12 protein-coding genes and 1 tRNA gene are annotated in these 12,772 nt (G+C 72.3%); 7 read left to right on the forward strand and 6 right to left on the reverse strand.

What is annotated here, in order from left to right:
• Positions 1 to 10: 10 nt before the first annotated feature.
• From V2J52_RS05095 to V2J52_RS05105, 3 genes are all read right to left on the reverse strand, one after another.
• A complete protein-coding gene (locus tag V2J52_RS05095; RefSeq protein WP_331226600.1) occupies positions 11 to 1,000 on the reverse strand; it encodes an ABC transporter permease subunit in 990 nt (329 codons plus the stop codon).
• Positions 997 to 1,983, reverse strand: a complete 987-nt coding sequence (locus V2J52_RS05100; RefSeq protein WP_331226601.1) for an ABC transporter ATP-binding protein — start codon at positions 1,981 to 1,983, stop codon at positions 997 to 999. The genes V2J52_RS05095 and V2J52_RS05100 overlap by 4 nt, the downstream gene beginning before the upstream one ends.
• A gap of 149 nt (positions 1,984 to 2,132) precedes the next feature.
• Positions 2,133 to 2,216: transfer RNA gene (locus V2J52_RS05105), tRNA-Leu, on the reverse strand.
• Positions 2,217 to 2,455: 239 nt separating this feature from the next.
• Between V2J52_RS05105 and V2J52_RS05110 the strand changes: the two genes are divergently transcribed.
• From V2J52_RS05110 to pknB, 7 genes are read left to right on the forward strand one after another with little or no spacing between them, the layout of a single operon-like run.
• Complete coding sequence (locus V2J52_RS05110; protein ID WP_331227114.1) at positions 2,456 to 3,166, forward strand: FHA domain-containing protein; 711 nt, start codon at positions 2,456 to 2,458, stop codon at positions 3,164 to 3,166.
• A 9-nt stretch (positions 3,167 to 3,175) separates the two neighbouring features.
• Positions 3,176 to 3,673 (forward strand): FHA domain-containing protein FhaB/FipA, encoded by a 498-nt coding sequence (locus V2J52_RS05115; protein WP_331226602.1) that lies wholly within the window; start codon positions 3,176 to 3,178, stop codon positions 3,671 to 3,673.
• A gap of 7 nt (positions 3,674 to 3,680) precedes the next feature.
• Positions 3,681 to 4,997 (forward strand): PP2C family protein-serine/threonine phosphatase, encoded by a 1,317-nt coding sequence (locus V2J52_RS05120; RefSeq protein ID WP_331226603.1) that lies wholly within the window; start codon positions 3,681 to 3,683, stop codon positions 4,995 to 4,997.
• Positions 4,997 to 6,448, forward strand: a complete 1,452-nt coding sequence (locus tag V2J52_RS05125) for an FtsW/RodA/SpoVE family cell cycle protein (protein ID WP_331226604.1) — start codon at positions 4,997 to 4,999, stop codon at positions 6,446 to 6,448. Before V2J52_RS05120 ends, V2J52_RS05125 begins: the two co-directional genes overlap by 1 nt.
• The gene (locus V2J52_RS05130) at positions 6,445 to 7,902 is read left to right on the forward strand and encodes a peptidoglycan D,D-transpeptidase FtsI family protein (protein WP_331226605.1); all 1,458 of its coding nucleotides are present in this window, start codon (positions 6,445 to 6,447) and stop codon (positions 7,900 to 7,902) included. Before V2J52_RS05125 ends, V2J52_RS05130 begins: the two co-directional genes overlap by 4 nt.
• 2 nt (positions 7,903 to 7,904) lie before the next feature.
• Positions 7,905 to 9,164 carry a serine/threonine-protein kinase gene (locus V2J52_RS05135; RefSeq protein WP_331226606.1) on the forward strand — a complete coding sequence of 420 codons (1,260 nt, stop codon included), beginning with the start codon at positions 7,905 to 7,907 and terminating at the stop codon, positions 9,162 to 9,164.
• 16 nt (positions 9,165 to 9,180) lie between these two features.
• Positions 9,181 to 11,055, forward strand: a complete 1,875-nt coding sequence (pknB, locus tag V2J52_RS05140) for a Stk1 family PASTA domain-containing Ser/Thr kinase (RefSeq protein WP_434056378.1) — start codon at positions 9,181 to 9,183, stop codon at positions 11,053 to 11,055.
• A 74-nt stretch (positions 11,056 to 11,129) separates the two neighbouring features.
• Here pknB and V2J52_RS05145 read toward each other — a convergent pair whose 3' ends face one another.
• From V2J52_RS05145 to V2J52_RS05155, 3 genes are read right to left on the reverse strand one after another with little or no spacing between them, the layout of a single operon-like run.
• The gene (locus V2J52_RS05145; protein WP_331226608.1) at positions 11,130 to 11,768 is read right to left on the reverse strand and encodes an anthranilate synthase component II; all 639 of its coding nucleotides are present in this window, start codon (positions 11,766 to 11,768) and stop codon (positions 11,130 to 11,132) included.
• A complete protein-coding gene (locus V2J52_RS05150) occupies positions 11,765 to 11,929 on the reverse strand; it encodes a hypothetical protein (RefSeq protein ID WP_331226609.1) in 165 nt (54 codons plus the stop codon). Before V2J52_RS05150 ends, V2J52_RS05145 begins: the two co-directional genes overlap by 4 nt.
• A complete protein-coding gene (locus tag V2J52_RS05155; protein WP_331226610.1) occupies positions 11,929 to 12,744 on the reverse strand; it encodes a class E sortase in 816 nt (271 codons plus the stop codon). Before V2J52_RS05155 ends, V2J52_RS05150 begins: the two co-directional genes overlap by 1 nt.
• Between the last annotated feature and the right edge of the window lie 28 nt (positions 12,745 to 12,772).

Raw genomic sequence — 12,772 nt, forward strand, 5'->3', positions numbered from 1 at the left:
TGCCGACACCTCAGGCAGCGTCCCGGCGCCGGAACACCAGCGCACTGACCACGACGACGACGGCGGTCAGCACCAGCAGGAAGCCGGCGCTGTGCCCGAAGGACAGCGTCTGCTCGGTGTACTCGCACATCGTGCCGGTCGCGTCGGTGGTGCACTCCTCGAGGTAGTAGGAGGTGCCGTGCTGCACCCAGCCGTTGACGTTGGTGCTCAGCACCCAGGGCGCGGTGGCCGGCACCAGGCCGGTGACGATCTGCTCGCCGACGAGGTAGGCGACCCCCAGCCCGAGGATGGCGGCGGTGTGGCGCAGCAGGAAGCCGAACGCGCCGCCCACGAGAGCCGCCAGCGCCACCACGCCGACCACCCGCAGCGACATCCAGGCGGTGTCCTGCCAGTCCTCGCCGGTCATCGCGTGCGCCAGCCCGACGTGGTCGGCGATAAGCGCCGAGCCCGCGACGACGACGCCGACGGCGAGCAGCGCCACCGGGATCATGCCCAGAGCCGCAGCCAGCATCTTCGAGGCGTACACCCGCAGCCGGCGCGGCTCGAAGCTCAGCCAAGTGCTCATCGCGCCGGTGCTCAGCTCGGCCGCGGAGAACGTCGCGCCGATGAGCAGCGCCGCGAACACCAGGAGGTAGGCGTGCATGCCGAGGTAGCCGGGCAGGCTGTCCTGCAGCGGCGGGGCGGTGTTGATGAACCACTCCCGCTCCGGGGCGGTGATCCCCTCGCAGCCCCAGTCCACCGCTTCACCGAGCCGCTCGGCCTCGGCTGCCTCGTCCTCGAGGCACAGCGCGATGTCCTCCTCGCCGTGCTCCTCCCAGTGCGCCAGCTGCTCCTGGTAGGCCTGCTCGGCGTACTCCAGCTCCTCGCCGGACATCGGCTGGGAGGTCTGCCAGACCCCCCACAGCAGGAGCAGCGACGCCGCCAGCGTGCCGAGCATGGTGAGGACGACGAGCCGCCGGGAGACCAGTCGGCGCAGCTCGACGCGCAGCAGGCGGGTCATCGGACCTCACCGTCCTTCGGTCCGGTGCCGGCATCTCGGCCGTGACGGCCGGCGGCCGGCCGGTCGAGGCCCTCGCCCGCGGTGAGGTCGAGGAAGACCCGCTCGAGGTCCATCCGCTCGGGGGTGAGCTCGTTGACGTAGATCCCGGCGACGGCGAGCAGCTCGGTGATCCGGGCCGGGTCCGACGCACCACGTACCCGCAGCATCCCGCCGTCGTGGCGGACCCGCAGCCCGGCCTCGGTCAGGATCCGCTCGGCGGCCACCGGGTCGGCGACCCCGACGTTGACCGCCGCCGGCTGGGCGCTGCCGCCGATGACGTCGGCCACCCGCCCCTCGGCGAGCAGCCGGCCGCGGCCGATGATGGAAACGGTGTCGGCCACCTGCTCGACCTCGGCAAGGATGTGGCTGGAGACCAGCACGGTGCGCCCCTCGGCCCCCAGGCGCCGCATGGTCTCGCGGATCTCCCGGATGCCGCCCGGGTCCAGGCCGTTGGTGGGTTCGTCGAAGATCAGCAGGTCGGGCGACTTGAGCAGGGTGGCGGCGATCGCCAGCCGCTGCTTCATGCCCAGCGAGTAGGACTTGTAGCGGTCACCGGCCCGCTCGTCCAGCGCCGTCGACTCGAGCACCTCGTCCACCTTCCCGGCCGGTGCACCGATGGCGCCGGCGAGCAGCTCGAGGTTGCGTCGGCCGGTGAACGTGGGGAAGAACTTCGGCGACTCGACGATGGCGCCCACCCGGCCGATGACCGCCGGCAGCTGGCGCGGCACCTCGTGCTCGAAGATGCGCATGGTGCCGGACTCGGGCCGGATGAGGCCGAGCAGCATCCGGATCGTCGTCGTCTTGCCCGACCCGTTCGGCCCGAGGAAGCCGTGCACACCGCCGATCGGCACGTGCAGGTCCAGCCCCTCCACCCCGACGCTGCCGCCGCCGCGCCGGCGGTAGGTCTTGCGCAGCGCTGTCGTGGCGACGGCGAACTCACTCATCAAGGCTCCAGGGGAAGGATGGGGCACCGTTCGGGCCTGGAGCGGAGCCTATCGGCGCCAGCGCCGCCGATGACGGAAGATCAGGCGCTGGGCGGAGCTCAATGAAGACGAACGGCGGGATCCCGTCTCGGGATCCCGCCGTTCTGCTGTGCGCGAGGGGGGACTTGAACCCCCATGCCCTTTCGAGCACACGGACCTGAACCGTGCGCGTCTGCCAATTCCGCCACTCGCGCCTACATGGTCACAGCGTGGAAAAGGTTAACACGCACGGCCTCCTCGCATCGACGTCCAGGGGGTCAACGAGACGCGCCTCACACGACCAGAGGTCCGCAACCGGCCGGAGCCCTCAGAAGGTCGCCACACGCTCACCGTGCCGGATGCACCGGGAACGATGCATGATCGTTACCATCAGGAAGGTTGTGTCTGGGGGACGTCCGCAGGGTCCGGTGTGCTGGGGAGGAGGTGTGTGAGGTTGGGAGCGCTCGACCGCTTCGAGAAGAAGGTGGAGAACGCGGTGAACAACGTCTTCGCCAAGGCGTTCCGCAGCGAGGTCAAGCCGGTGGAGATCGCCAGCGCGATCCGCCGCAACATGGACGATCGCGCCGCGGCTCTCTCGCGAGGGCGCACCGTCGTGCCCAACGAGTTCACCGTCCAGCTGAGCACCAGCGACCGCGAGCGCGTGCAGTCCTGGGGCGAGGAGGCCCTCGTCGACGAGATGGTCGCCGCCATCACCGAGCACGGTGCCAGCCAGCACTACTCGTTCGTCGGTCCGGTCGCGGTCACCTTCACCACCGACGAGGAGCTCGCCACCGGCCGCTTCGCCGTCGACTCCAACACCCGCCGCGGCGCCACCGCCCCGGCCGCCGCCACCGCGGCCTCCACCCGCCACCCGATCATCGACATCGACGGCGAGCGCTACCTGCTCACCGGCCCGGTGACCGTCCTCGGGCGCGGCACCGAGGCGGACATCGTCGTCGACGACTCCGGGATCTCCCGGCGCCACCTCGAGCTGCGGGTCACCCCGAGCGGCACCGTCGCCACCGACCTCGGGTCCACCAACGGCACCTATGTGGAGGGGCACCGCACCGAGGCCGCTACGCTGCTCGACGGAAACACCATCACCATCGGCCGCACCCGCATCCTGTTCTGGAACGGCTCCGACGACGACACCACCGGCGGGTAGGGACACGTCATGACCGAGCTTGCCGTCACGCTGCTACGCCTCAGCTACCTCGCGCTGCTGTGGGTGTTCGTGATCGCTGCCCTCGCGGTGCTGCGCAAGGACGTCTTCGGCACCCGGATCACCCGCCGCGCGCGAGCCGAGGCCCGCGGCAGCCGCCGGCCCAGCCCGCCGCCAGCCCCGGCGGCCGCCCGCAAGGAGCAGCGCCCCGCCCGCAACGCCCCCACCCGGCTGATCGTCACGCAGGGCCCGCTGTCGGGCACCACGCTGCCACTGGGCCCGTCGGCGGTACTCGTCGGGCGCGCCCCCAGCTGCACGCTGGTCCTCGACGACGACTACGCCTCCGGCCGTCATGCCCGGCTCTTCCCGCAGGACGACGCCTGGTGGGTGGAGGACCTCGGGTCCACCAACGGCACGCTCGTCGCCGACCAGCCCATCGACCGCCCGGTCCAGCTGGCCGCGGGCACCCAGGTGCGGATCGGCCAGACCGTGATCGAGCTGCAGCGCTGACCCGCCGATGACCCTCACCGTCAACTTCGCCGCCCGCTCCGACGTCGGGCTCGTGCGCACCGCGAACCAGGACTCCGGCTACGCGGGGCCGCACCTCCTCGTGCTCGCCGACGGCATGGGCGGCCCGGCCGGCGGCGACATCGCCTCCTCGGTCGTGCTGTCCCACCTCGTCCACCTCGACGACGACGTCCCGGCCGCCGACGACCTGCTGCCGCAGCTGCGCGAGTCGCTCGCCGCCGCGCACCGCGACCTCGAGGAGCGCGCCGACCAGGACCCGGAGCTCGCGGGCCTGGGCACTACCTGCATCGCGCTGCTGCGCTCGGAGACCAAGATCGCGATGGTCCACATCGGCGACTCCCGGGCCTACCTGCAGCGCGACGGCGTCGTCACCCAGGTGACTACCGACCACACCTTCGTCCAGCACCTGATCGACCTCGGCCGGCTCACCCCCGAGCAGGCCGAGCGCCACCCGCAGCGCTCGGTGCTGCTGCGGGTCCTCGGCGACACCGACGGCGACGTCGTCTTCGACGAGTCGGTGCGTGAGGCACGGCGAGGCGACCGCTGGCTGCTGTGCTCCGACGGGCTGTCCGGCGTCGTGAGCGCCGAGACCATCGCCGACGTCCTCGCCTCGGTCGCCGACCCGGGCGAGTGCGCCGAGGAGCTCATCGCCCTCGCGCTGCGCGGCGGCGCGCCGGACAACGTCACCTGCGTGGTCGCCGACTTCCTCGACGTCGATGCGCTGCCCGACGGCGCCGCTCCCTCCACGGCACCGCAGATCGTCGGCTCGGCGGCCACCGGCCGGTCGCTGCGCAGCCGCGGCTCGCTCGGCGCTGCCGGCCGCGCTGCCGCCCTCAACGCGCCGCCCCCCGAGGAGCCGGAGCCCGCAGAGCGGCGCCCCGGGCGACTGCGCCGGTGGCTGCTCGGTACCGCCATCACGCTGGTGGTCCTCGGGCTGATCGCCGCCGGCGGCTGGTTCGGCTACCGCTGGACCCAGACCCAGTACTACATCGCGCCCGACGGCGACGTCGTCGCGATCTTCCAGGGCATCCCGCAGGAGGTGGGCCCGGTGTCGTTCTCCCGGCTCCACACCCGAACCGACCTCCGGCTGGACGAGCTGCCCACCTTCGCGCAGCGTCGCCTCGAGAGCACCATCACGGTCTCCTCCCTCGACCAGGCGCAGCAGCGGGTCGGTGAGCTGCGCGAGGAGGTCCGCGACGTCGGCAGCGGCAGCACCCCGGTGCCCGAGCCGACCCCCACGCCGACCTCGACGCAGACGCCGACCCCCACCCAGACGCCGAGCCCGTCGACCTCCGGCGGTCCGTGATGGCGACCATCACCCAGCAGACGGCCCGGTCCGGCCGCGGCATCGAGCTCGTGATGCTCGCCCTCGGGCTGGGCATCGGCCTGTACGCCTACCTCCAGGTGGGCCTGGCGACCACCGGCTCGCCGCCGGCCGGGATGCTCACCCACGGCGGCGTGCTCGCCGCGCTGGCCCTCCTCGCGCACGTCGCGCTGCGGTGGCGGGCCCGCTACGCGGACCCGGTGATCCTGCCGACGGCCGTGGCCCTCAACGGCATCGGGCTGGCGATGATCTACCGGCTCGACCACGCCTACGCGCTGCGTGAGATGACGACCGGCTTCGCCAACCGGCAGGTGCTGTGGACCGTCATCGGGATGCTCGCCGCGGTGGTGATCCTCGTCGTCCTGCGCGACCACCGCACGCTGCGCCGCTACACCTACCTGTCGATGATCGCCGGCCTCGTCCTGCTGCTGCTGCCGCTCCTGCCGATCATCGGCAACGAGATCAACGGCGCCCGGATCTGGATCAGCGTCGGCCCGATGTCCTTCCAGCCCGCCGAGCTCGCCAAGGTGTTCCTCGCGATCTTCTTCGCCGGGTACCTCGTGACCAACCGCGACACCCTCGCGCTCGCCGGGCCGAGGATCCTCGGCCTGCAGCTGCCTCGCATCCGCGACCTCGGCCCGATCCTGCTCGCGTGGGCGGTGGCGCTGGTGGTGCTGGTCTTCCAGCGCGACCTCGGCGCCGCGCTGCTGTTCTTCGCGCTGTTCGTCGCGATGCTCTACGTCGCCACCGAACGGCTCAGCTGGGTCCTCATCGGGCTCACCCTGTTCGGCGCTGGCGCCGCGCTGGCCGCCACCACCTTCGGGCACGTCGGCGCCCGGTTCGCCGTCTGGCTCGACGCGCTGAGCCCGGAGATGTACAACCGGAACCCGGGCGGTTCAGGACAGCTCGTCAACGGGCTGTTCGGGATGGCCTCCGGCGGCCTCATGGGCACCGGCTGGGGTGAGGGCCGCCCGGACCTCGTGCCGTACGCGAACTCCGACTTCATCATCGCCTCCCTCGGCGAGGAGCTCGGGCTCACCGGCGTGCTGGCCATCCTCCTCATGTACCTCGTCCTCGCCCAGCGCGGCATGCGGGCGGCGATCGGTGTGCGCGACGGCTTCGGCAAGCTCCTCGCCTCCGGCCTCTCGTTCGTCGTCGCGTTCCAGATCTTCGTCGTCGTCGGTGGCGTCACCCGGCTCATCCCGCTCACCGGGCTGACGACGCCGTTCCTCGCGCAGGGCGGCTCCGCGCTGGTGGTCAACTGGATGATCATCGCGCTGCTGCTGCGGATCTCCGACAGCGCCCGGCGCCCGGCGCCGCTCGCCGGCGACCTCCCGGTGGGCCCGATCGCCCCCGGCGGCAGCGCCACCCCGGTCACCTTCGACTCGGTGGGCGACGACTCCTCACCCACCGAGGTGGTGAGGCTGACGTGAACACCCCCGTCCGCCGACTGACCGTCGTCGTCGCCCTCATGTTCCTCGCGCTCATGGTCACCGCGACGTCCGTGCAGTACTTCCAGGCGCCCTCGCTCAACGCCGACGGCCGCAACGTGCGCACCATCTACCAAGAGTTCGGCCGCGACCGCGGGCCGATCATCGTCGCCGGCGACACGATCGCCTCCTCGACCCCGGTCGACGACGTCTACGGCTACCAGCGCAGCTACGACCAACCACACCTCTACGCCCACCTCACCGGGTACTTCGCCGCGGCGCTCAGCTCGATGACCGGGCTCGAGCGAGAGACCAACGAGGTCCTCAACGGCACCGCCGACTCCCTCATCGTCCAGCGCATCCAGGACCTGGTCACCGGCCGCCAGCCGCAGGGCGGCTCGATCGAGCTGACCATCGACCCGGCCGGGCAGCAGGCGGCGTGGGACGCGCTGGGCGACCAGCGCGGCGCCGTCGTCGCCCTCGACACCCGCACCGGCGCGATCCTCACGATGGTCTCCAAGCCGAGCTTCGACCCCAACGAGCTCGCGGTCCACACCGGGGCGGAGGCGAGCGCCGCCTACGAGACGCTGCTCGCCGAGGAGACCGACCCGCTCATCAACCGGGCCATCGGCGGCGACCTCTACGCCCCGGGATCGAGCTTCAAGGTCCTCGTCGCCGCGGCGCTGGTGGAGCAGGAGGGTTACGAGGCCGACACCGAGGTACCCGCGCCGGCGCAGCTGGCGCTGCCGCTGTCGGACCGGGTGGTGTCGAACCCGGGCGGGATCTCCTGCACCGCGAACCCGACCGTCCCGCTGCAGTACGCGTTCACCCACTCGTGCAACACGCCGTTCGCGGCGCTGGGCATGGAGCTCGGCGAGGACGCGCTGCGCGAGCAGGCCGCCGACTTCGGCTTCGGCGAGCCGCTGCGCGTGCCGCTGCGGGTCACCCCCTCCACCGTGCCGCAGGGCATGGACGCCGCCAACACCGCGATGGCCTCGATCGGCCAGTACGACGTGCGGGTCACGCCGCTGCAGATGGCGATGATCTCGCAGGCGATCGCCAACGGCGGCCAGCAGATGCAGCCCTACCTCGTAGCCACCGAGCGTCGCGCGGACCTCGAGGTGGTGTCCACCACCGAGCCGACCGTGCTGCGCCAGTCCGTCTCGGCCGGCACCGCCGACGTGCTCACCGACCTCATGGTCGATGCCGTCGCCAACGGCACCGGCAGCCCCGCACAGCTGCCGGGTATCACCGTCGCCGGCAAGACCGGCAGCGCACAGAGCGGCACCGATGCCCCGCCGCACGCCTGGTTCACCTCCTTCGCCCCCGCCGAGGACCCGCGGGTGGCGGTCGCGGTCGTCGTCGAGAACGGTGGCATCGACGGCGACCTCGCCTCCGGCGGCACCACCGCTGCCCCGATCGCGCGCCAGGTGCTGGCCGCGCTGCTGCAGGAATGACCATGGCAGCCCACGCCGGCCGCGTCCTCAAGGACCGGTACCAACTCACCGAACGCATCGCGGTGGGCGGGATGGGCGAGGTCTGGCAGGCCCACGACCGCACCCTCGAGCGGGTGGTGGCCGTCAAGGTGCTCCGCGACGACCTCCGCGGCAACGAGACCGCGCTGGCCCGGCTGCGTGCCGAGGCACGCAACGGCGGCGGGGTCTCGCACCCGAACGTCGCCACCCTCCTCGACTACGGCGAGCGGGCCGGCAGCGGGTTCCTCGTGATGGAGTACGTCGCCGGCGAGCCGCTGTCCGACGTCCTCGACCGGGAGCGCACCCTGCCGCCGCGTGACGCGCTGCGGATCATCGCGCAGTGCGCCGCTGGCCTGCACGCCGCGCACGTCGCCGGCGTCGTCCACCGCGACGTCAAGCCGTCGAACATCCTGCTCACCCCCGAGGGGGTCGCCAAGCTCACCGACTTCGGCATCTCGCTGGGGGTGGGGCAGGACGCGCTCACCGCGGCCGGCATGGTCATGGGCACCGCCCAGTACCTGCCGCCCGAGCTGGCGCTGGGGAAGAAGGCCTCGCCCGCGGGGGACATCTACGCGCTCGGGATCGTGGGCTACGAGTCGCTCGTCGGGCAGCGCCCCTTCACCGGCGCGAACCCGGTGGAGATCGCCTTCGCGCACGTCGAGCAGCCGGTCCCCACGCTGCCGGCCGGCATCCCGGCGCCGGTCCGTGACCTCATCACCGCGATGCTCGCCAAGGACCCTGCCGACCGGCCCCGGTCCGCGGCGGCACTGGCCCGCGCCGCGGAGGAGCTGCTCAGCGGCCCACCAGCGTCGCCGGTGGTCCCCACCCGGCCGGTGGCGGGAGCGGCTGCCGAGCGGGCGGTCACGACAGCCGCGCCGGCCGCGGCGACGACGCGCTCACCAGCTGCGGCCGACACGCCGCCCGCCGGCGCCGTCGTCCCCGCCACCATCGCCGGCTCCGGGCCCGCCCCGGACCGCCAGGACCAGCCCTCCGACGACCACGGACCCACGGCGGCCCTTCTTGCCCCGGCCGTTCCCACGCGCCGGGCCCTGCACCGCACCGCGCGGGCCCGACGGCGGCCCATCGGTCGCGACCTCGCCGCTGACCGCCGGTGGCTCACCGCCGTCGGCGTCGGTGTGGCCATCGTCATCGTCCTCGCAGCAGTGCTCATCGGTACTCTTGCCCTGGGCGAGGACTCCCCGGCCGGGGCCGTGCACGTGACCATCGACCGATCCAGCGACTGACAGCGAGGAACCACGCGTGGTGGACGAAGTACCCAAGGTGCTCGGCGGACGATACGAGGTCCACGACCTCATCGGCCGTGGGGGCATGGCAGAGGTCTACATCGGCCACGACCGACGGCTCTCGCGCACCGTCGCGATCAAGGTGCTGCGCTCCGACCTCGCCCGTGACCCGATGTTCCAGACCCGGTTCCGGCGTGAGGCGCAGTCGGCCGCCGCCCTCAACCACCCGGCGATCGTCTCGGTCTACGACACCGGGGAGGACGACGTCGTCACCACCCGGGGCGAGTCCGTCCACGTGCCGTACATCGTCATGGAGTACGTCGAGGGGCACACCGTCCGCTCACTGCTCACCGACGGCACCGCGGTACCGATCGACGAGGCCGGCGAGATCGTCGTCGGCGTCCTGTCGGCACTGGCCTACTCCCACCGCGAGGGCATCGTCCACCGCGACATCAAGCCCGGCAACGTCATGCTCACCCCGACCGGCCAGGTCAAGGTGATGGACTTCGGCATCGCCCGGGCGATGGCGGACTCCGCCGCGACGATGACCCAGACCCACGCCGTCGTCGGCACCGCGCAGTACCTCTCCCCGGAGCAGGCCCGCGGCGAGGTCGTCGACGCCCGCTCCGACATCTACTCCACCGGCTGCCTGCTCTACGAGCTGCTCACCGGCAAGCCGCCGTTCAGCGGCGATTCCGCCGTCGCGGTGGCCTACCAGCACGTCCGGGAGATCCCGCGCCCGCCCAGCGAGGTCGCCGCCGACATCCCCGAGGCGCTGGACCGCATCGTCCTCAAGTCGCTGGCCAAGGACCGCGAAGAGCGGTACCCGGACGCCGACGCGATGCGCACCGACCTCGAGAAGGCGCTGCGCGGCGGCGCCGTCTCCGCGCCCGCCGCCAACACGTGGGCCGCCGCGGCCGCCGCCCAGCCGACCACCGTGGTCTCCGGGCCCGCCACCCGCGCGATGCCGGCCGCCGCACCCGCGACGGCGACGACCGCCACGGTCAACGACGAGGACGAGGACGAGGAGAGCCGTTCCCCGTGGTGGGTGTGGCTGCTCGTGCTCATCGGGCTCGCCGCGGCGATCGCGGTCGCCTACCTCCTCATCACCGACGGCGAGGAGGAAGAGCCCCCGCCACCGACCGCCGTCGAGGTCCCGGTGCTGGACGGCATGGACGAGGCGCAGGTGAGGGCCGAGCTCGAGGAGGAGGGGCTCGTCCTGAACATTGGCGACCCCCAGTTCTCCGACGCGGTCGAGGAGGGGCTGTTCGTCAGCGCCGACCCGGAGGTCGGCACCGAGGTGGAGCCCGGTGAGGCCGTCACGGTGAGGTTCTCCGCCGGCCCGGACTCCGTGGCGATGCCCGACGTCCGCGGGATGACCCAGGTCCAGGCACGCGACACGCTCGACCGGCTCGACCTCGACCTTCGGTACCGGACCGAGTCCGTCGACGATCCGCGCAACGAGCGCGACCGCGTCTCCGAGGTCGAACCGGCGGTGGGTGATCCGGTGTCCGCCGGTAGCGAGGTCACCCTGGTCCTCGCGACCGGCAACGTGGAGGTCCCCGACCTCAGGGGGATGCCCCTGGAGGAGGCGCAGGAGGTCCTCAGCGACCTCACCATCACCCCCGGTACGCCGGTGCAGCAGGAGACCGGCGACCACGATCCCGGCACCGTCATCGACCAGGACCGTGAGGGCCCCGGTATCCCGCGGTTCAGCACGATCACCCTCACCGTGGCCATCGAGGTCCCCACCCCGGATCCGACGACGGACGAGCCCACCGACGAGCCGACGACGGAGGACCCCCCGCCCGGCGACGAGCCCACGACGGAGGACCCCCCGCCCGGCGACGAGGATCCCTCACCCGACGCCGGCATCGGCACCACCGGCTGAAGCACAGCGCCGACCCGCCACCCCACGCAGCACGCGCCCCGCGCCCCCGCCGGGGGCTAACCGCGGGGGCGGCGTCAGGTGCGGATGAGGGGGGCCATGCCGGCGCTGCGGGCGGGGGCGCCGGCGTCGCCGGTCATCGCCAGCCAGTTCGCCAGCAGCCGGTGGCCGTGCTCGGTGAGCACCGCTTCGGGGTGGAACTGGACGCCGTGAAGCGGCAGCGAGCGGTGCGCCAGCGCCATGACGACGTCGCCGGTGCGGGCGGTGACGACCAGCTCGTCGGGCACCGTGGCGGTCTCCACGGCGAGCGAGTGGTACCGGGTCGCGGTGAACGGCGACGGCACGCCGTCGAAGACTCCGCTGCCGTCGTGCTCCACGAGCGAGGTCTTGCCGTGCATGAGCTCCGGCGCGTGGCTCACCGTGGCGCCGAAGACCTCGGCCAGCGCCTGGTGGCCGAGGCAGATGCCGAGCAGCGGCACCTGGGCCGCGGCGCACGCCTCGATGATTTCCCGGCTGCTGCCGGCCTCCTTGGGGGTGCCTGGCCCGGGTGAGATCAGCACGCCGTCGTAGTCGGTGACGTCGCCGGCGGGCTCGTCGTTGCGGACCACGGTGGTCTGGGCACCGAGCTGCTGCAGGTAGCCGACGATGGTCCACACGAAGCTGTCGTAGTTGTCGATGACGAGGATGCGGCGGGCGGCGCCCGGTGCACCCGTCACGTCGTCGCCTCGATGGTCGTCTCGTTGAACGGCATGAAGGGAGCGATCTGCGGGAACAGCCAGGTGAAGCACGCGTAGACCGCCACTGCCGCGAGCATGAGGAGCAGGACGACCCGGAACCACGCAGGGCCGGGCAGGATCCGCCAGAGGGCGCCGTACATCAGTTACCTCCCTCGACCATCTCGGCGGGCATGCCGTCGGCCTTGTCCACCCAGTAGTCGAACTCGCCGTAGGTGATCCCCCGCTGCGCCGCCGAGAACAGCGGGTGGCAGGTGGTGAGCGTGATGAGCCGCTCGGTGGGCTCGACGCCGACCTCGTTGGGGACCGGTGCGATGACCTCGACCTGGTCGGGGTAGACGATCTCGTGGCTCGTCACCCGGTAGACGATGTAGGCGTCGTCGGTCTCCACGATGAGCGAGTCGCCATCGACGATCTTCTCGATCTCACGGTAGGGCGCGCCGTAAGACTGCCGGTGCGCCGCGGAGGCGAAGTTGCCGATCTCCCCGGGCCGCGCGGTCTCGGGGTAGTGGCCGATGTAGCCCTGGTTGAGGGTGGCGTCCAGGCCGACCCCGCTGGCGATCGGGCGGTTGTAGTCCTCGCCGAGCCGCGGGATGTGCATCGTGCCCATCACGTCGCCCTCGTCGCCCGCCGCCGGGACCGGCGGGGCGTCGCGACGCTCCTCGCCGACGAGGCTCGGGGCCTCGACGTAGTTCTCGGTGGCCTGCCACTCCTCGAGCACGGTGTCCTGGAAGGCGTTGGCCTCGACATCGGTCCACCACAGCTGCCAGACCACGAACAGGCCGAGCAGCACCCCGAGGGTGATCATCAGCTCGCCGACGACTCCCACGAGGCCCGCGAAGAACCCACGGCGACGGCGGGGCCGTTGCCGGGTCCGGGTACGGCGCGGCGGTTCGCCGGACGGTGGCTCGCCGGACGGCCACGTCTCGGTCAGCTGCCGGACGTCGGAGGTCGCCATCGCGGATCCCCTCAGTGGTGGTGAGTGA

Source organism: Georgenia sunbinii, from assembly GCF_036421875.1.
Classification (GTDB): Bacteria; Actinomycetota; Actinomycetes; order Actinomycetales; family Actinomycetaceae; genus Georgenia_B; species Georgenia_B sunbinii.

What these genes read in the sequence shown, in the direction of transcription:
- V2J52_RS05135 (WP_331226606.1), top strand. Translation starts at nt 7,905, where the DNA reads ATGGCAGCCCACGCCGGCCGCGTCCTCAAGGACCGGTACCAACTCACC.
- V2J52_RS05120 (WP_331226603.1), top strand. Translation starts at nt 3,681, where the DNA reads ATGACCCTCACCGTCAACTTCGCCGCCCGCTCCGACGTCGGGCTCGTG.
- V2J52_RS05150 (WP_331226609.1), bottom strand. Translation starts at nt 11,929, where the DNA reads ATGTACGGCGCCCTCTGGCGGATCCTGCCCGGCCCTGCGTGGTTCCGG.
- V2J52_RS05115 (WP_331226602.1), top strand. Translation starts at nt 3,176, where the DNA reads ATGACCGAGCTTGCCGTCACGCTGCTACGCCTCAGCTACCTCGCGCTG.
- V2J52_RS05155 (WP_331226610.1), bottom strand. Translation starts at nt 12,744, where the DNA reads ATGGCGACCTCCGACGTCCGGCAGCTGACCGAGACGTGGCCGTCCGGC.
- V2J52_RS05100 (WP_331226601.1), bottom strand. Translation starts at nt 1,983, where the DNA reads ATGAGTGAGTTCGCCGTCGCCACGACAGCGCTGCGCAAGACCTACCGC.
- V2J52_RS05095 (WP_331226600.1), bottom strand. Translation starts at nt 1,000, where the DNA reads ATGACCCGCCTGCTGCGCGTCGAGCTGCGCCGACTGGTCTCCCGGCGG.
- V2J52_RS05125 (WP_331226604.1), top strand. Translation starts at nt 4,997, where the DNA reads ATGGCGACCATCACCCAGCAGACGGCCCGGTCCGGCCGCGGCATCGAG.